Source organism: Jiangella sp. DSM 45060, assembly GCF_900105175.1.
In the GTDB taxonomy this organism is placed as follows: domain Bacteria; phylum Actinomycetota; class Actinomycetes; order Jiangellales; family Jiangellaceae; genus Jiangella.
The window spans coordinates 1-16,706 of the sequence record NZ_LT629771.1 but is presented as its reverse complement, the minus strand read 5'-3'; the positions used below and the strand labels follow the sequence as shown (position 1 = coordinate 16,706).

General features: G+C 72.2%; 12 protein-coding genes and 3 pseudogenes. 10 read left to right on the top strand and 5 right to left on the bottom strand.

From position 1 onward, the window contains the following. The first annotated feature begins 114 nt into the window (after nt 1-114). A complete protein-coding gene (locus BLU82_RS00070; protein WP_092614075.1) occupies nt 115-1,344 on the top strand; it encodes an IS256 family transposase in 1,230 nt (409 codons plus the stop codon). A 478-nt stretch (nt 1,345-1,822) separates the two neighbouring features. On the opposite strand, the gene BLU82_RS00065 is transcribed toward BLU82_RS00070, so the two are convergent. The 3 genes from BLU82_RS00065 to BLU82_RS00055 are packed head-to-tail and all read right to left on the bottom strand — an operon-like array spanning nt 1,823 to nt 4,544. Continuing rightward, nucleotides 1,823-2,683, bottom strand: a complete 861-nt coding sequence (locus tag BLU82_RS00065) for a sugar phosphate isomerase/epimerase family protein (RefSeq protein ID WP_092614072.1) — start codon at nt 2,681-2,683, stop codon at nt 1,823-1,825. A 58-nt stretch (nt 2,684-2,741) separates the two neighbouring features. Further along, nucleotides 2,742-3,536 (bottom strand): D-alanyl-D-alanine carboxypeptidase family protein, encoded by a 795-nt coding sequence (locus BLU82_RS00060; RefSeq protein ID WP_092614070.1) that lies wholly within the window; start codon nt 3,534-3,536, stop codon nt 2,742-2,744. Nucleotides 3,537-3,584: 48 nt separating this feature from the next. Continuing rightward, nucleotides 3,585-4,544, bottom strand: coding sequence for a Ppx/GppA phosphatase family protein (locus BLU82_RS00055; protein WP_092614068.1), 960 nt, complete (start codon nt 4,542-4,544; stop codon nt 3,585-3,587). Nucleotides 4,545-4,598: 54 nt separating this feature from the next. Between BLU82_RS00055 and BLU82_RS00050 the strand changes: the two genes are divergently transcribed. Further along, nucleotides 4,599-5,318 (top strand): hypothetical protein, encoded by a 720-nt coding sequence (locus tag BLU82_RS00050; protein ID WP_092614066.1) that lies wholly within the window; start codon nt 4,599-4,601, stop codon nt 5,316-5,318. Between the two features lie 116 nt (nt 5,319-5,434). Here BLU82_RS00050 and BLU82_RS36205 read toward each other — a convergent pair whose 3' ends face one another. Beyond that, complete coding sequence (locus BLU82_RS36205) at nt 5,435-5,542, bottom strand: LPXTG cell wall anchor domain-containing protein (RefSeq protein WP_370246349.1); 108 nt, start codon at nt 5,540-5,542, stop codon at nt 5,435-5,437. On the opposite strand from BLU82_RS36205, the gene BLU82_RS36200 reads away from it, so the two are divergent. The 6 genes and pseudogenes from BLU82_RS36200 (at nt 5,516) to BLU82_RS33865 (ending at nt 13,262) form a co-directional block, all read left to right on the top strand. Next, the gene (locus tag BLU82_RS36200; protein ID WP_370246350.1) at nt 5,516-7,021 is read left to right on the top strand and encodes a pentapeptide repeat-containing protein; all 1,506 of its coding nucleotides are present in this window, start codon (nt 5,516-5,518) and stop codon (nt 7,019-7,021) included. The two genes, BLU82_RS36205 and BLU82_RS36200, sit on opposite strands and share 27 nt — an antisense overlap. Before the next feature lie 125 nt (nt 7,022-7,146). Then, a complete protein-coding gene (locus tag BLU82_RS00040; RefSeq protein WP_197682644.1) occupies nt 7,147-7,851 on the top strand; it encodes a class I SAM-dependent methyltransferase in 705 nt (234 codons plus the stop codon). Nucleotides 7,852-7,943: 92 nt separating this feature from the next. Continuing rightward, nucleotides 7,944-9,335 (top strand): DNA repair protein RadA, encoded by a 1,392-nt coding sequence (gene radA, locus BLU82_RS00035; RefSeq protein ID WP_092614061.1) that lies wholly within the window; start codon nt 7,944-7,946, stop codon nt 9,333-9,335. Nucleotides 9,336-9,455: 120 nt separating this feature from the next. Next, on the top strand, nt 9,456-10,586 hold the full coding sequence (gene disA, locus BLU82_RS00030; RefSeq protein ID WP_370246347.1) for a DNA integrity scanning diadenylate cyclase DisA: 1,131 nt from the start codon (nt 9,456-9,458) through the stop codon (nt 10,584-10,586). An 888-nt stretch (nt 10,587-11,474) separates the two neighbouring features. Further along, nucleotides 11,475-12,697, top strand: a pseudogene (locus BLU82_RS00025) (IS256 family transposase). Between the two features lie 247 nt (nt 12,698-12,944). Continuing rightward, nucleotides 12,945-13,262 carry a hypothetical protein gene (locus tag BLU82_RS33865; RefSeq protein WP_157740440.1) on the top strand — a complete coding sequence of 106 codons (318 nt, stop codon included), beginning with the start codon at nt 12,945-12,947 and terminating at the stop codon, nt 13,260-13,262. Between the two features lie 344 nt (nt 13,263-13,606). On the opposite strand, the gene BLU82_RS00015 is transcribed toward BLU82_RS33865, so the two are convergent. Continuing rightward, nucleotides 13,607-14,833 (bottom strand): hypothetical protein, encoded by a 1,227-nt coding sequence (locus BLU82_RS00015; RefSeq protein ID WP_157740439.1) that lies wholly within the window; start codon nt 14,831-14,833, stop codon nt 13,607-13,609. Nucleotides 14,834-15,045: 212 nt separating this feature from the next. On the opposite strand from BLU82_RS00015, the pseudogene BLU82_RS00010 reads away from it, so the two are divergent. Together BLU82_RS00010 and BLU82_RS00005 are read left to right on the top strand one after the other, a co-directional pair. Further along, a pseudogene (locus BLU82_RS00010) lies at nt 15,046-15,910 on the top strand (A/G-specific adenine glycosylase). Nucleotides 15,911-16,169: 259 nt separating this feature from the next. Further along, a pseudogene (locus BLU82_RS00005) lies at nt 16,170-16,706 on the top strand (hypothetical protein); the annotation flags it as partial.

The following is a 16,706-nucleotide window of genomic DNA, read 5'->3' as shown; positions in this document are numbered from 1 at the left end:
GTGGAGTTCCCGGCCCGCTTGAGCGTCGTCGTGTCGACGGTGGCGTAGGGCGGCCATCGTGCGACGGTCAGTGAGACCTGACTAGGGATTCTCACGAGAGGACACGAACGCACGATGGCCTTGGACCATGCTGCCCTACTTGAGGTGCTCGAGGCGATGCGGGCCGCTGACGTGGACGATCGGGTTCGCACCGCGGCGCAGGCGATGTATCAGGCGTTGATCGAGGCCGAGGCGACGGCGGTGATCGGCGCCGGTCCGTGGGAACGCAGCGCGGATCGGACCGCGCACCGCAACGGCTCGCGACCGCGGACCCTGTCGACCACGGCCGGGGATCTGGAGTTGCGCATTCCCAAGTTGCGCACCGGGTCGTTCTTCCCCTCCCTGTTGGAGCGGCGCCGCCGAGTCGACCAGGCGTTGTTCGCCGTGATCATGGAGGCCTACCTGCACGGGGTGTCGACCCGCAAGGTCGACGACCTGGTCAAGGCGCTGGGCGCGGACAGCGGGATCTCCAAGTCGGAGGTGTCGCGGATCTGCGCCGACCTCGACGCCGAGGTCTCCAGCTTCCGGGACCGGTCGCTGGCCGATCAGGCCTATCCGTACGTGTTCCTCGACGCCACCTACTGCAAGGCTCGGGTGAACCGCCGCGTGGTGTCCCAGGCGGTGGTCATCGCCACCGGCGTCACCGCCGACGGGCGCCGCGAGGTGCTCGGATTCGACGTCGGTGACAGCGAGGACGGCGCGTTCTGGACCGCGTTCCTGCGCTCGTTGAAGGCCCGCGGGCTGGGCGGTGTCCAGCTGGTCATCTCCGACGCCCACACCGGCCTCAAGCACGCCATCGCCTCGGTCCTGCTCGGGGCGGCCTGGCAGCGCTGCCGGGTGCACTTCCTACGCAACGTGCTCGCCCAGGTCCCCAAGGGCAACGCCGAGATGGTGGCCGCGGCGATCCGCACGATCTTCGCCCAGCCCGACGCCGAGCACGTGCACGAGCAGTTCGACGTCATCGCCACCATGCTCGGCCGGCAACTACCCAAGGTCGAACAGATGCTGCGCGACGCCAGCGACGATCTCCTCGCGTTCACCGCGTTCCCGATCAGTCACTGGAAGAAGATCTGGTCCACCAACCCGCTGGAACGGCTGAACAAGGAGGTCAAACGCCGCACCGACGTCGTCGGAGTGTTCCCCAACCCCGCCGCCCTGCTCCGCCTGGCCGGCGCTGTCCTGGTGGAGGCCCACGATGAATGGCAGGTCGCCGCCGAACGCCGCTACCTCTCCGAAGCCTCCATGGCGCTACTCACCACACCCACCACCAAGGAGGTGGCCAAACCCGAACTCATGACGGCATGATCTAACCCACTGACCCCGCACAGTGGTCGAAGAACTCCACCTCTCAGCGGGACGTCACCCTGGCCGCTCTTCACTCAAGATCATCCAGGTGTTGCGGCGTGATAGCACACCACATCCTGGATGATCATGGCGAGAGCCAGGGCACGTCGCCGAGCAGCCGACGGGGCGTGGAAGTGGCGCGGGTTCAACGTCGGCGCCGCGCAAGCGTCGCGTCGCTTGCGCAGTGGTAGGTAGACCCCTCCCGGCCCGGGTGGGGCCCACCCTACGGGCGGGCACCGACAACCTCGGGACGGCACGATGACCGAGGGGACGTCTCCGCAGACCACGCAGCTCGGGGGCTACTCGGTGCTCGACGTGCCCACGCGCGAGACGGCCCGGAGTGGGCCGCGAGGACCGCGGTCCCCGCCCCTACGCGCAGGACATGCGCGCGTTCCGGCACGACCCCGCCAGCGGACGGGTCGCCCCGAAGCCCAGCCGCCTAGCTCGCCTCGCCGCGGGCGACCAGTTCCGCCGTACCGTCGGGGCCGACCGCGAAGGCCGTCTCCACGGAGGCGGCGAGATTGAGGCGGGTGAAGGCCAGCGCCTCGGCGAGGTCGGCCTCGCGCTCGGCCAGGTTGCGGGCCCGCCGGGTGCTCACCTCGAGGATCACCGACCCGGACCACTCGATGAAGGCCAGCCGCTCCAGCACCGCCGAGCACGGCTGGTTGCCGCGGCCCGGGATCAGGTGCTCGTCGCGGGCCGAGCCGGTGCCGTCGGTCATGTGCACGTGCGCGAGGCGGTCACCGATCGACTCGGACAGCACCAGGGAGTCCTGCCCGGCGACGGCGGCGTGGGAGAGATCGAGGGTGATGTGCCGGTACGACTCGTCGGTGGGGTCCCAGTCGGGCGCGTAGGCGGCGACCTCGCGGCCGGCGGCGCGCCACGGGTACATGTTCTCGACCGCGACGGCGATGCCGAACTCGTCCTCCAGGCGGTCGACCAGCTCGACGAAGCCGCGGGCGTACTCGCGCTGCCACCGGAACGGCGGATGGACGACGACGGTGGAGGCGCCGAGGCGGCGGGCCGCCTCGAGGGACTTCGTCAGCCGCACCGTGGGGTCGGGCGACCACACCCGCTGGGTGATGAGCAGGCACGGCGCGTGCACGGACAGCACCGGCAGGCCGTAGCGCTCGGCCAGTTGCTCGATCTGGTCGATGTCCTGGCTGACCGGGTCGGTCCACACCATGACCTCGACGCCGTCGTACCCGAGCGACGCGGCCATCTCGAACGCCGTGGCCGCCCCCTGCGGATACGTGGCAGCAGTGGACAGCCCCACCGGCGCCTCGGGGACGCGCAGCACCCCGGAGGCACTCTGGCGCAGTTCGGACACGCTCCCAAGAGTAAGCGGCCCCGCGGGTTCAGGACGCAGGTGTGAACTCCCAATGCCAAGGCTCGGGCGTGCTGCCTCCGGGCTGGGCCCAGCCGGGGTTCTCCCAGCCGAAGTCGCCGGCGTTGTCGTCGAGCCAGGCGTAGAGGGCGCCGTCGAAGGAGTTGGCGCCGCAGCCGACGTCGACGGCGAGGCCCCAGCCGTGCTCGCTGGTGCCGGGTCTTGCGGCCAGGCCGGGCTTGCGGTCGGCGACGTCGACCTGGGCCTCGTAGCTGCGGTAGGAATCGGTGACGCAGGGGATCAGGCCCTCGCCGGTCTCGGCCCGGTAGAACGCGTCGAGCGCGACGAAGGAGGCGGCGGCGTCGGGACGCAGCCGCTGGCCGCTGCCGATGCCGCACAGGTGCTCGTCGCCGAGCTCGCCGTTGCCGACGTCGTCGCCGGGGATGGTGGCGTCGCAGCCGGCGATCGGCGGGAACCCGGCCGGCGTGGGTGTGGGCGACGGGGTGGGCGGGACGGTCGTGGGCGACGGCGTCGGCGCGGCGGTCACCGACGGAGTCGGGGCGGGGGTGGACGGCGTGCCGCTGCCGGCCAGCGGGGACGGCGCGGCGTTGTCACCGCGGTCCGGTCCGGCCGCGGCCTCCTGGCGCAGCTCGTCGACGTCGAACGGGGCCGGTGAGACCGGCGAGACGGCGGCCACCGGAGGCGGCGCCGACGAGAACGCCGTCGCACCGACAGCGGCTCCGGCGGCCGCGCCCGCACCCGCGACGGGCAGGACGAGACGGCTGAGACGGCCAGGACGGCGCCGCTTGTGGCGAGCGTGGGGCACGAGCGGCGGTCCTCCGGAAGATCACGAGACGGTAACAGCCAGACGACTCTAACCCGATACGTCCGATTCGCCGAAGGTGCCCCCCTCGATCTGGTCCAGCCGGCGCAGAATGACGCCCTCGCGCAACGCCCACGGGCAGACGTCGACCTCGTCGATCTCGAACAGGTCGAGCGCGGCGTCGGCGACGATGGCGCCGGCCAGCAGCTGCCCCGCCCGCCCGGACGAGACACCGGGCAGCTTGGCCCGCTCGGCGGCCGTCATGGAGGCCAGCTTCTTCGCCAGATCCTGCACGTCAGAGCGGCTGAGTGTGCGCCGGACGTACGGGCCCTCGCCGGACGGCGCGGCGCCGGCGGCCCGGGCCAGCGACCGGAACGTCTTGCTCGACGCGACCGCGCGGTCGCGCTCGCCGTACCGGTTGACGTCACCGATGATCGACGCGACCTCGGCCCGCACGTGCCGCCGCAGCGCCCGCACCTCGTCCTTGTCGGGCGGGTCGCCGGTGAACCAGTCGCGGGTGAGCCGGGCGGCGCCCAGCGGCAGCGACACGGCGACGTCGGGATCCTCGTCGCCGCCGGCGGCCAGTTCCAGCGAGCCGCCGCCGATGTCGAGGCTCAGCAGCCGCCCCGCCGACCAGCCGTACCAGCGCCGCACCGCCAGGAACGTCAGCCGCGCCTCGTCCTCGCCGGACAGGATCTGCAGGTCGACACCGGCTTCGTCGCGCACGCGGTCGAGGACGGCGGTCCCGTTGACGGCCTCGCGCAGCGCCGACGTCGCGAACGCCAGCATGGACGTGGCGCCCTTGTCCTCGGCCGCCTCGACCGCCTCGCGGCAGCTCTGCACCAGCTGTTTGGCGCCTTCCTTGCCGATGGACCCGGAGTCGTCGAGCAGTTCGACCAGCCGCAGGTCGGTCTTCTGCTTGTACGCCGGCAGCGGACGCGCACCCCTGTGCGCGTCGACCAACAGCAGATGGACGGTGTTGGAACCGACGTCGAGCACACCCATGCGCACGAAAACGACGATACTCGTGGGGTGGAGCTGCGGACACACGGAGCGCGAGCCTGGGTGGAATTCACCGATCCGGCCGACGACGGCCAGGTGCTGCGCTGCGACCTCACCTGGCTGACGTCCCGGTGGACGTGCATCTTCGGGCAGGGCTGCCCCGGTATCTACGCCGACCGTCCCGACGACGGCTGCTGCACGCACGGCGCCCACTTCTCCGACGAGGACGACGAGAAGCGCGTGCGCGGGTACGCCAACCGGCTGGGTCCCGAGACGTGGCAGCTGCGCGACGAGGGCCTGCGCGGCGGCATCGTCGAGACCGACGACGAGGGCGAGCGCAAGACCCGCGTCGTCGACGGCGCGTGCGTGTTCCTGAACCGGCCCGGGTTCGCCGGCGGCACGGGTTGCGCGCTGCACGCGTACGCGCTGGCGAACGGGCAGCACCCGCTCGAGACCAAGCCCGACGTGTGCTGGCAGCTGCCGATCCGGCGCTCCTACCGCGAGGCCGAACGGCCCGACGGCACGTCGTACCTCGAGATCTCCATCGGTGAGTACGACCGCGCCGGATGGGGCGCCGGCGGCCACGACATGACGTGGTACTGCACGATGGCCACCGAGGCGCACGTCGGGCGCGAGCCGGTGTACCGGTCGAACGAGCCGGAGCTGCGGGCGCTCATCGGTGACAAGGCGTACGAGCAACTGGCCGAGCACTGCGAGGCGTTCCTCGCCGCCCAGCTACCGCTGCTGACCCACCCTGCGACAGCGGCGCGCGCGACACCCTGACAGGGACCGCGCTGGTGCTGCACCCGGCCATCGCGGCGCGCTGACGCCGTACAGCAAGAGGCCGCCGAGCCCGGACGTCGTCATCCGGGCCGGCGGCCTCTGCAGGGGAGTTGCCGCTACTGCTGGACCTGGCGGCGGTTCACCGCGAACGCGGCGGCCGCACCGGCGAGCAGCAGGCCGGCGCCGACGACCAGCAGCTGGCTCGACGCGCCGGTGTCCGGCAGCGCCTCGCCGTCGCCGGAGCCGTCGGCGGCACCGTCAGCGGCACCGTCCTCCGAGCCGTCGGTCTCGGTGCCGTCGGTCTCGGTGCCGTCGACCTCAGTGCCGTCGACCTCAGTGCCGTCGACCTCAGTGCCGTCGACCTCGGTCCCGTCGACCTCGGTCCCGTCGACCTCGGTCCCGTCGACCTCAGTGCCGTCGACCTCAGTGCCGTCGACCTCAGTGCCGTCGACCTCGGTCCCGTCGACCTCAGTGCCGTCGACCTCAGTGCCGTCGACCTCAGTGCCGTCGACCTCAGTGCCGTCGACCTCAGTGCCGTCGACCTCAGTGCCGTCGACCTCGGTCCCGTCGACCTCGGTCCCGTCGACCTCGGTCCCGTCGACCTCAGTGCCGTCGACCTCGGTCTCCGCCTCTGCGCGGTAGTCGCAGGCCTGGTAGTAGGCCTCCTGGCTGCCGATCAGCGCGTTCAGCGGGCCCTGCCACAGCCACGGCGCGCCGCACGCGTCGTTGAGGATGTCGATGCTGCCACCGTCACCCTCGCCCGAGACGAGGCTGCTGAGGAGGTCCGTCGACGGCGCGTCGGCGCCGCTGCAGGCGGTGTAGTGGGCCGACTGCGAGCCCAGCACCGCGTTGATCGGACCCTGCCACAGCCACGGCGCGGCGCAGGCGTTGTTCAGCAGGTTGACACCGTCGCCGGTCAGCGTGCCGTCGTTGTTGCAGGCGGCGTAGTGCGCGGACTGGCCGTCGCTGAACCCGTTGACCGGGCCCTGCCACAGCCACGGCAGCGCACAGACGTTGTTGCCGACGTTGAGGCCGTCACCGTAGGTGGTGCCGTCGCTGTTGCACGCGACGTAGGTGGCCTCCTGGCCCTCGACGAACACGTTCGCCGGGCCCTGCCACAGCCACGGCAGCGCGCACGCGCCGTTGAGCACGTTGATGCCGTCGCCGTACGTGGTCTCCTCGGTGTTGCAGACCACGTAGTAGGCGGCCTGGTCCTCCGTCGCGCCGTTCGCCGGACCCTGCCAGAGCCAGGGCGCCGCGCAGGCGTTATTGAGGACGTTGATGCCATCGCCGTACGAGTCGGCGCCGTGGTTCAGGACGTTGATCCCGTCACCGATGGCGATGCCGGTGTTGCCGTTGCAGGCCTCGTAGTAGGCCTCCTGGCCGCCCACGAAGATGTTGAACGGGCCCTGCCAGAGCCAGGGCAGCGCGCAGATGCTGTTGCCCACCTCGATGTCACCGAGGCCGAGGTTGTCGAGCAGGCCGTCGGCCTCTTCGACACTGGTGATCTCGTTGGGGAGCTCAACCCCCTTGCCCTCCTCGGCCGTGGCCGCCGGCACGCTCAGGGCGAAACAGGCGGCGAGCGCAGCGCCGGCCACAACGGCGCCACGCAGCACTGTCTTCAACACAATTCTCCTCAAATCATTCGAAAGGTGTTTCCCAGGCAACCTGTTTTCTGGGTGCCCGCCAGGGAGTACATTTGACGCCCTGGCCAGGGGTGTCAAGGTACTCTACAAAAGGTCAATCTTCTAGGTGACATACCGGTGACAGTGCTTTCTTAAATCCCTTTCTGTCCGAATTCGACCTGAGCGTCTGCAATGATTGATCTGTGCGCCGCGACGTGATCCCGAGTCCGAACATCTGGCACCATCCCGACGTCTACGAGATCGAGAACCGCGGCGTCGATCCCGGCGGTGTCATCGAGGCCGCCATGCTGCGCCTGCACGACTGGGCCGGGCTGGAACTGCTCGACGTCGGCTGCGGTGCCGGGTACCACCTCCCGCGCTTCGCCGCGTCCGCCCGCCGCGTCGTCGGCGTCGAGCCGCACCCGCCGCTGGTGCGCCGGGCCCAGCAGCGCGTCGCGGCGCTGCCGGCAGCGGTGCGCTCCCGCATCACCGTCCGGCGCGGCACGGCCCAGCAGCTGCCGCTCCCGACCGCCTCCGTCGACGTCGTGCACGCCCGCTGGGCCTACTTCTTCGGCCCGGGCTGCGAGCCGGGCCTGGCCGAGCTGGCCCGGGTCGTGCGGCGCGGCGGCACCGCGTTCGTCATCGACAACGACGCGACGCGCTCGACGTTCGGCCGCTGGTTCCGCACCGCGCTGCCGAAGTACGACGCACAGGCGGTCGAGCGGTTCTGGGCCCGGCAGGGCTGGCACCGCGAGCCGCTGACGATGCGCTGGGAGCTGCCCGACCGCGCGGCGTTCGAGGCCGTCGTGCGGATCGAGTTCGACCCGGCGAACGCCGACGCCATCCTCGCCGAGCACGACGGCGCCTCCGTCGACTACGCCGTCAACCTCTTCTGGCGCCGCTTCTGACAGCGGCGGAGGCGGAGCCGGCGCAGCACCCCGCCCCTCCTCACGCCCCCAGCTCCACAGCGTTGTCGGTGGCGCCGTCTACGGTTCATCACATGGCGAAGGCGAAAGCGACGGCCCCGGCGTTCCGGTGCTCCGAGTGCGGCTGGACCACCGCGAAGTGGGTCGGCCGGTGCGGTGAGTGCCAGGCGTGGGGCACGGTCGAGCAGGCGGGCGCGGCGAAGGCCGGGGTCACGGCGGCCGGCCCGGTCACCGAGGCGGCCCGGCCCATCGGCTCCGTCGCCATCGAGGCGGCCCGGTCCCGGCCCACCGGCGTCGGCGAGTTCGACCGCGCGCTGGGCGGCGGGCTGGTCCAGGGCGCCGTCATCCTGCTGGCCGGCGAGCCGGGTGTCGGCAAGTCGACGCTGCTGCTCGACGTCACGGCGCGGTGGGCGCACGAGGCGGGCCAGGCGCTCTACGTCACCGGCGAGGAGTCCGCGGCGCAGGTGCGGCTGCGGGCCGAGCGCATCGGCGCGGTCGCCGACCACCTGTACCTGGCCGCCGAGACCGACCTGTCAGCCGTGCTCGGGCACATCGACGAGGTGCAGCCGACGCTGCTGGTGCTCGACTCGGTGCAGACGGTGTCCAGCCCGGCCGTCGACGGTGCGGCGGGCGGCGTCACGCAGGTCCGCGAGGTGGCGGCGTCGCTGATCCGGGTGGCGAAGGACCGCGGCATCGCGACGATCCTGGTCGGCCATGTCACCAAGGACGGCAGCATCGCGGGGCCGCGGGTGCTGGAGCACCTGGTCGACGTCGTGCTGCAGTTCGAGGGCGACCGGCACTCGCGGCTGCGGCTGGTGCGCACGGTGAAGAACCGGTTCGGCCCGGCCGACGAGGTCGGCTGCTTCGACCTCACCGACACCGGCATCTCGTCGCTGGCCGACCCCACCGGGCTGTTCCTGAGCCGGCACGCCACGCCCGTCCCCGGCACCTGCATCACGGTGACGCTGGAGGGCCGGCGGCCGCTGCTGGGCGAGGTGCAGGCACTGGTGGCCACGTCGGCGCTGGCCTCGCCCCGGCGGGCGAACAGCGGGCTCGACTCCTCCCGGGTGGCCATGGTGCTGGCCGTCCTGGAGCGCCGTGGCCAGGTGAAGCTCAGCAACAGCGACGTCTACACGTCCACCGTCGGCGGCGCGAAGCTGTCCGAGCCGTCCACCGACCTCGCGCTGCTGCTCGCCGTCGCCAGCGCCGCCATCGGCACGCCGTTGCCGGCCGGGCTCACGGCGCTCGGCGAGGTCGGGCTGGCCGGCGAGATCCGCCGTGTGTCCGGCCTGAACCGCCGGCTGGCCGAGGCCGAGCGCATGGGATTCACCACAGCCCTGGTGCCCGCCGACCCCGGCCCGGTGCCCGGCGGCATCCGCGTCGTCGAGGTCACCGACGTCGGGCAGGCGCTGGCGGCGACGGGCCGCGATGCCCGGTTGGCTGCGGATTCGCCCCAGCGCACCTGAATCGTTGCGTGGTATTGACGTGAACGTCGCCGCGCACCGGCACATCACGCCCTAGACTGTTCTATCCAGCGTCGTTGCCGCACCCTCCCCGGGCCGGCGCCGCGCGACCGTACACTGTTCATCACGACAAGCCGTCCGGGTCACGACAGGGGTCACGTGCAAGGCATCGATCGAGCCGGCGCCGACGCGAAACTGCGCCTGGCTCTCGCAGCCGTCGCGCCCGGCACCAACCTGCGCGAGGGCCTCGAGCGCATCCTGCGCGGCCGCACCGGCGCCCTGGTCGTGCTCGGCTACGACAAGACCATCGAGGCCATGTCCACCGGCGGTTTCAGCCTCGACGTCGAGTTCAGCGCCACCCGGCTGCGCGAGCTGGCGAAGATGGACGGCGCCATCGTCGTCGACCGCGACTGCACGAAGATCCTCAAGTGCGCCACCCAGCTGGTGCCCGACCCGTCCATCCCGACGACGGAGTCCGGCACCCGGCACCGCACCGCGGAGCGGGTGGCCAAGCAGACCGGCTTCCCGGTCATCTCGGTCAGCCAGTCCATGCGCATCGTCGCCATCTACGTCGACGACATCCGTTACGTGCTCGAGGACGCCGGGCAGATCCTGTCGCGCGCCAACCAGGCGCCGGCCACGCTCGAGCGGTACAAGCTGCGCCTCGACGAAGTGTCCGGCACGCTGTCGGCGCTGGAGATCGAGGACCTCGTCACCGTCCGCGACGTCGTCTCGGTGGCGCAGCGACTCGAGATGGTGCGGCGCATCTCGGTCGAGATCGACGGCTACGTCGTCGAGTTGGGCACCGACGGCCGGCTGCTCAGCCTGCAGCTCGACGAACTGGTCGCCGGCGTCGACTCCGACCGCGAGCTGGTCATCCGCGACTACCTGCCGGCACCGTCCGGACGCCGCAAGCGCAGCCTCGGCGAGGCCATCAGCGCGCTCGACACCCTGTCCGGCACCGAGCTGCTCGACCTCGGCGCGGTGGCCCGGGCGCTCGGCTTCCCCGGCGGTGGCGAGCAGCTCGACGCCGCGGTGAGCCCACGCGGGTTCCGGCTGCTGGCGCGCGTGCCGCGGCTCCCCGACAGCGTCATCGACCGCCTGGTCGAGCACTTCGGCGGCCTGCAGAAACTGCTCGCCGCCAGCGTCGACGACCTCCAAGCCGTCGAGGGCGTGGGCGAGTCCCGCGCCCGCAGCGTCCGCGAGGGACTGTCCCGGCTGGCCGAGTCCAGCATCCTCGAACGCTACGTCTGACGCGCGGTCGCGTCGGGTCGCCGCCCGCCGCTCCCGGCGCCTGCCGAACGGCGACTGTCAGTGCCCGCCCGTAGGGTGGGAAGCCCTCCCAGCCGGGCGGGGACCGAACACCGCGCGAACAGCGGGCCGTGCCGTCACCGCCCGCCACCTCGCGCCGCCGGCCGTCCAGGCGCCACGCGAACCGCGACTGTCAGCGCCCGCCCATAGGGTGGGAAGCCCTCCCAGCCGGGCGGGAACCGCACTCCGCGCGAACAGCGGGCCGCGCCGTCACCGCCCGCCACCTCGCGCCGCCGGCCGTCCAGGCGCCACGCGAACCGCGACTGTCAGCGCCCGCCCATAGGGTGGGAAGCCCTCCCAGCCGGGCGGGAACCGAACACCGCGCGAACAGCGGGCCGCGCCGTCACCGCCCGCCACCTCGCGCCGCCGGCCGTCCAGGCGCCACGCGAACCGCGACTGTCAGCGCCCGCCCATAGGGTGGGAAGCCCTCCCAGCCGGGCGGGGACCGAACACCGCGCGAACAGCGGGCCGCGCCGTCACCGCCCGCCACCTCGCGCCGCCGGCCGTCCGGGCGCCACGCGAACCGCGACTGTCAGTGCCCGCCCATAGGGTGGGAAGCCCTCCCAGCCGGGCGGGGACCGCACTCAGCGCGAACCGCCGCCAGCACTTCAGCGCACGCCGTCGTTCGGGTGGCCCACGCGCCACCACCCGTCGCCGCCCCTCGCCTCGCGCCTCCGGCCGCCCTGGCGCTGGTCGAACGGGTGGCGTCCCGTGGAGTGGTGGAGTTCGTGGCCCGCTTGAGCGTCGTCGTGTCGACGGTGGTGTTGGGCGGCCATCGTGCGACGGTCAGTGAGACCTAGCGATGGAACTCACGGAAGGACACGACGCACGATGGCCTTGGACCATGCTGCCCTACTTGAGGTGCTCGAGGTGATGCGGGCCGCTGATGTGGATGATCGGGTCCGTACCGCGGCGCAGGGATGTATCAGGCGTTGATCGATGCCGAGGCGACGGCGGTGATCGGTGCTGGCCCGTGGGAGCGCAGCGCGGAGCGGACCGCGCAGCGCAACGGCTCGCGACCCAGGGTCCTGACCACGACCGCGGGGGATCTGGAGTTGCGGATCCCGAAGCTGCGCACGGGGTCGTTCTTCCCGTCGCTGTTGGAGCGGCGCCGGGCGGTGGACCAGGCCCTGTTCGCGGTCATGGAGGCGTATCTGCATGGGGTGACCCGCAAGGTCGATGACCTGGTCAAGGCGCTGGGCGCGGACAGCGGGATCTCCAAGTCGGAGGTGTCGCGGATCTGCGCCGATCTCGACGAAGAAGTGGGTGCGTTCCGGGACCGGTCGCTGGGCGAGACGACCTATCCGTACGTGTTCCTCGACGCGACCTACTGCAAGGCCCGGGTGAACCGCCGCGTGGTGTCCCAGGCGGTCATCGCTACCGGCGTCACCGCCGACGGGCGGCGCGAGGTGCTCGGGTTCGACGTCGGCGACAGCGAGGACGGCGCGTTCTGGACCGCGTTCCTGCGCTCGTTGAAGGCCCGCGGGCTGGGCGGTGTCCAGCTGGTCATCTCCGACGCCCACACCGGCCTCAAGCACGCCATCGCCTCGGTGCTGATCGGCGCGGCCTGGCAGCGCTGCCGGGTGCACTTCCTACGCAACGTGCTCGCCCAGGTCCCCAAGGGCAACGCCGAGATGGTGGCCGCGGCGATCCGCACGATCTTCGCCCAGCCCGACGCCGAGCACGTGCACGAGCAGTTCGACGTCATCGCCACCATGCTCGGCCGGCAACTACCCAAGGTCGAACAGATGCTGCGCGACGCCAAGGACGATCTCCTCGCGTTCACCACGTTCCCGATCAGCCACTGGAAGAAGATCTGGTCCACCAACCCGCTGGAACGGCTGAACAAGGAGGTCAAACGCCGCACCGACGTCGTCGGAGTGTTCCCCAACCCCGCCGCCCTGCTCCGCCTGGCCGGATCGGTCCTCGTGGAGGCCCACGACGAATGGCAAGTCACCGCCGAACGCCGCTACCTCTCCGAAACCTCCATGGCCCTGCTCAACGCGCCGGCAACCAACAAGGAGGTGGCCAAACCCGAACTCATGACGGCATGATCAGCACACTGACCCCGCACAGTGGTCGAAGAACTCCACCACCCAGCGGGACGTCACCGTCGAACGGCGACTGTCAGTGCCCGCCCGTAGGGTGGGAAGCCCTCCCAGCCGGGCGGGGACCGCACTCCGCGCGAACAACCGCCACCACGTCAGCCCACCCCGGCGCCAGGCGCGTCAGCGGGCGAACGCCGCCATCGCGTCGGCGCACCGGCCGAGGTCGGCGGCGAAGTCCGGGCGGGGCGGCTCGGTGCACCCGGGCAGCACGGTCGCGCCCGGAACCAGTCCTGCCAGCGCGTCCACCGTCCGCCGCTGGTGGAACGGGTTCTCCGGCTCGGCCGGCAGCAACCCGAGCGGCGCCGTCAGCCCGGCGAGCGCGCGCGTCGGTCACGCCGCGCAGCGTGTCGCCGGCCAGCAGCCCCGCGACGACCTCCGGCGCGGCGCCCGACGCCGTGAGGGCGGCCGCCGTCCGGGCGTCGACGGCGGGATCGCCCGCCGTCGCGGGCCAGGCGAGCAGCAGCCGGGCGACCGCGTCCGGACGGCCAGCGCCAGCCCGCACCGCCGCTGAGCAGCCGTTCGACCCGGCGACGACGGTGCATGGGCCCGTCGGCAGCGCCCGGGCCAGGTGCTCCGCCTCGTCCGCCCAGGACGCCGCGTGCACCGGCCGGTCCGGCGCGAGGACGTCGAACCCGCGGTCCTCCAGCGCATCGACGACGCCGGGGCGCCGCCAGAACGCGTCGGCGTCCATGCCCGCTTCCCAGAGCCCGCCGTGGACCAGCAGCAGCGTCGTCATCCGCCGCATTCTGCCGCAGACGGACTCGTGGGCCCGGCCGCCTCTCACGAAGGGACCGGACCCACGAGGTCATTCTCATTCTCCAGTCACGGCGACGGGTGGAGCCGCCGTGCCAGGTCTCACAGCGAGCGCGCGGCCTCCGCGGCGGCGCCGCCGGTGATGCCGCCCTGCGGCACCTCGACGCTCAGCTCGGGGAAGCTCAGCAGGCCGACCTCGGCGCTGGCCACCTCGACGTCGCCGACGACCGGCACCGGGACGCTGACCGTCACGCGCACCGACAGGCCGCCGCCCGACGCGGACGCGACCGTGCCGTCCTCGGCGAGGACGGTGTCGGAGTCGCGGTAGTCGGCGAAGTTCAGGTTCACCGACAGGCCGCCCAGGTCGAACGTCTCGTCGAAGCCCGGCTCGACGTGGACGACGTCGTTGTCGCCGACGTGCAGCTCGAGGGCCGGCAGCTCGTAGTCGAACGCCGCGCCGCCCGGCTCGCCGGTCGCCTCCAGCCGGCCCCACGCGTTCGGCGTCTCGCCGTCGTCGGAGCCCGCGAAGCCGAGCGAGATGCCGCCGTTGGCCGCACCACCCAGCACGCTCAGGTCGGCGAACCGGCCGCTGACCTCGGCGTACGCACCCAGGGAACCGTCCTCCTTCGGGAAGGTGCCGGTCTCCTGCAGCAGCTGGCCGGCGCCGACCGTGACGACCGGGCTGCCGGCCGGCAGCTCGATCGGCAGCAGCTCCGTCACCGCGCCCAGGTCCGCGACGTCGATCAGGTCGACCTCGCCGACGCCGGAGTACAGCGACGTCAGCACGCCGCCCTCGCCGCCCTCGGTGACGAGGTCGTCGTTCCAGTTGGCCTTGACCTCGCCGGAGATCGCGTCGAGGTTGCCGAGGATCGGGACCTCGAGCTCGTGCAGGCCGTACGTCGCCGACTCGGCCTCCTCCGGCAGCGCGACCTGCTCGACCAGGTACGGGACGTCGAACTCGGCGCCCGCGCCGCCGATGCTGGCGATGGTGCCGAACGCCCGGGAGAAGACGCCCTCGTCCTCGCCCTCGACGCCGGCCGAGTTGGCCTCGGACTCGATCTGCCCGACGGTCACGTGCGCGTCGAGCTCCGGCACCTGCACCGGGATCGGCGCCTGCGCGCCGGTCCGCACCTGAGCGGTGGCGTAGTAGCCGTCCGCCGCGATCCTGAACTCGCCGGAGCGCTGGTCCGGCCCGGAGGCCTGGCCGGACTCGGCGGCCTGTGCCTGCAGTCCGGCGGCCGAGCAGGCCAGCGCAGCGCCGGCCACACCCGCTGCCACCTTGACCGCACCACGACGCACACGCCGCCGGTCAGTCGCTTCCAGAGTCATGCTTGCTCCTTCTCCACTTACCCAATTCCGGCCTCGATGAGAACAGAGTCCGGATTTATCCGTGCGCAATGAGATGATCACGCGCGAGAGACGCTAACTACGAGAGTGATCATGAGTCAACGACCAATGACGGAACGTCATCGGATGATTTTTCGAATGTCCTTTTCGACCCTTTACGACCGGCCGGCCGGAGGCGTTTAGACTCGGCGCTGATGCACGCCGCCGTCCTCTCCTGGTACTCCGCGCACGCCCGCGACCTTCCGTGGGCGCGCCGGACCGGACGCCGTGGGGCGTGCTCGTGAGCGAGATCATGCTCCAGCAGACGCCGGTCGTCCGGGTCGAGCCGGTGGCAGGCCTGGATGCGACGGTGGCCCCGGCCGGCCGACCTCGCCGCCGAGGAGCCGGCGAGGCGATCCGCGCCTGGGGGCGGCTCGGGTATCCGCGGCGGGCGCTGCGGTTGCACGCGGCCTCCGCCGCGATCGTCGACCGGCACGGTGGCGCGGTGCCGTCCAGCTACGACGAGCTCATCGCCCTGCCCGGCATCGGCGACTACACGGCCGCCGCCGTCGCATCGTTCGCGTTCGGCGCCCGGCACGCCGTCCTCGACACCAACGTCCGGCGCGTGTTCGCCCGCGCCGTCGCCGGGACCCAGTACCCGCCGGCGCCCACGGCGGCCGAGCGGCGCATGGCGCTGGACCTCGTCCCGGACGCCGAGACCGCGCCGCGCTGGGCCGTCGCCGTCATGGAGCTCGGGGCGCTGGTCTGCACGGCGCGCTCGCCGCGATGCTCCTCGTGCCCCCTGGCCGCCTCCTGCGCATGGCGCCTCGCCGGCTCTCCTCCGGACGACGGCCCCCCGCGCCGCGGCCAGGCATGGCACGGCACCGACCGCCAGGTCCGCGGCCGGCTGATGGCGATCCTGCGCGACTCGGACGGCCCGGTGCCCAAGCGCCTGCTGGACGCGGCGTGGGCCGAGCCGTGCAGCGCGAACGCGCCCTCGACGCCCTGGTCTCCGACGGCCTCGTCGAGCCCTTGGCGGGCAACCGCTACCGCCTCCCCGCCTCCAGCCCGACGGACTGAGCGGGCGCGAGGGAAGGGACGCGGAGCCGGCGCCACGAGCGCGCCATGAGAAGGCGGCGGCGGGTGCGGAGCCGGTGTCAGGAGCGCGCGCGTCATGCTTCACCGCCGCGAAGCGGAGCCGGGCGCAGCACCCGCCGCACGACGAACGGGACGACGTCGGGGCGTGACCACTCTTGACCGGCGGTAATCATTTCGCTACGTTCCGCCACAAGCCGGCTCGCTGAAAACGGCAACCGCCCATCCCACTCGGGAGGCCCGCATGCCCCGGATGCACCGTCGCAGCCTGTTACGTGTCGCCGCGGCCACGACCGCCGCCGCGCTGATCGCCGCCCCGACGCTGGCCGCGCCGGCGGCCGCGGACGACGAGGGAGAGGAGTGGGTGGCCGCCCAGTTGGACGGCATGACGCTGGAGGAGAAGGTCGGCCAGCTGTTCGTGGTGCAGGTGTACGGGGCCGACGCGCACACCGTCACCGACGCGCAGCGGACCAGTAACCAGGCCGCCTACGGCGTCGACACCCCCGCTGGACGTGGTGGGAGAAGTACCACCTCGGCGGCGTCATCTACTTCGCCTGGTCAGGCAACGTCGCCAACCCGCGGCAGGTCGCGCAAGCTCTCCAACGGCCTCCAGCAGACGGCGACGGAGGACGGCGGGCCGCCACTGATCATCAGCACCGACCAGGAGACCGGCATCGGTCGCCCGCATGCCGGCCCCGGCGACGCAGTTCCCCGGCGCCAGGGCGCGTCGCCGCCGCCGGAAGCACGAACGCCGCCCGCGAGGCCGCGAAGATCACCGCGA

What these genes read in the sequence shown, in the direction of transcription:
- BLU82_RS00070 (WP_092614075.1), top strand. Translation starts at nt 115, where the DNA reads ATGGCCTTGGACCATGCTGCCCTACTTGAGGTGCTCGAGGCGATGCGG.
- radA (WP_092614061.1), top strand. Translation starts at nt 7,944, where the DNA reads ATGGCGAAGGCGAAAGCGACGGCCCCGGCGTTCCGGTGCTCCGAGTGC.
- BLU82_RS00015 (WP_157740439.1), bottom strand. Translation starts at nt 14,833, where the DNA reads ATGACTCTGGAAGCGACTGACCGGCGGCGTGTGCGTCGTGGTGCGGTC.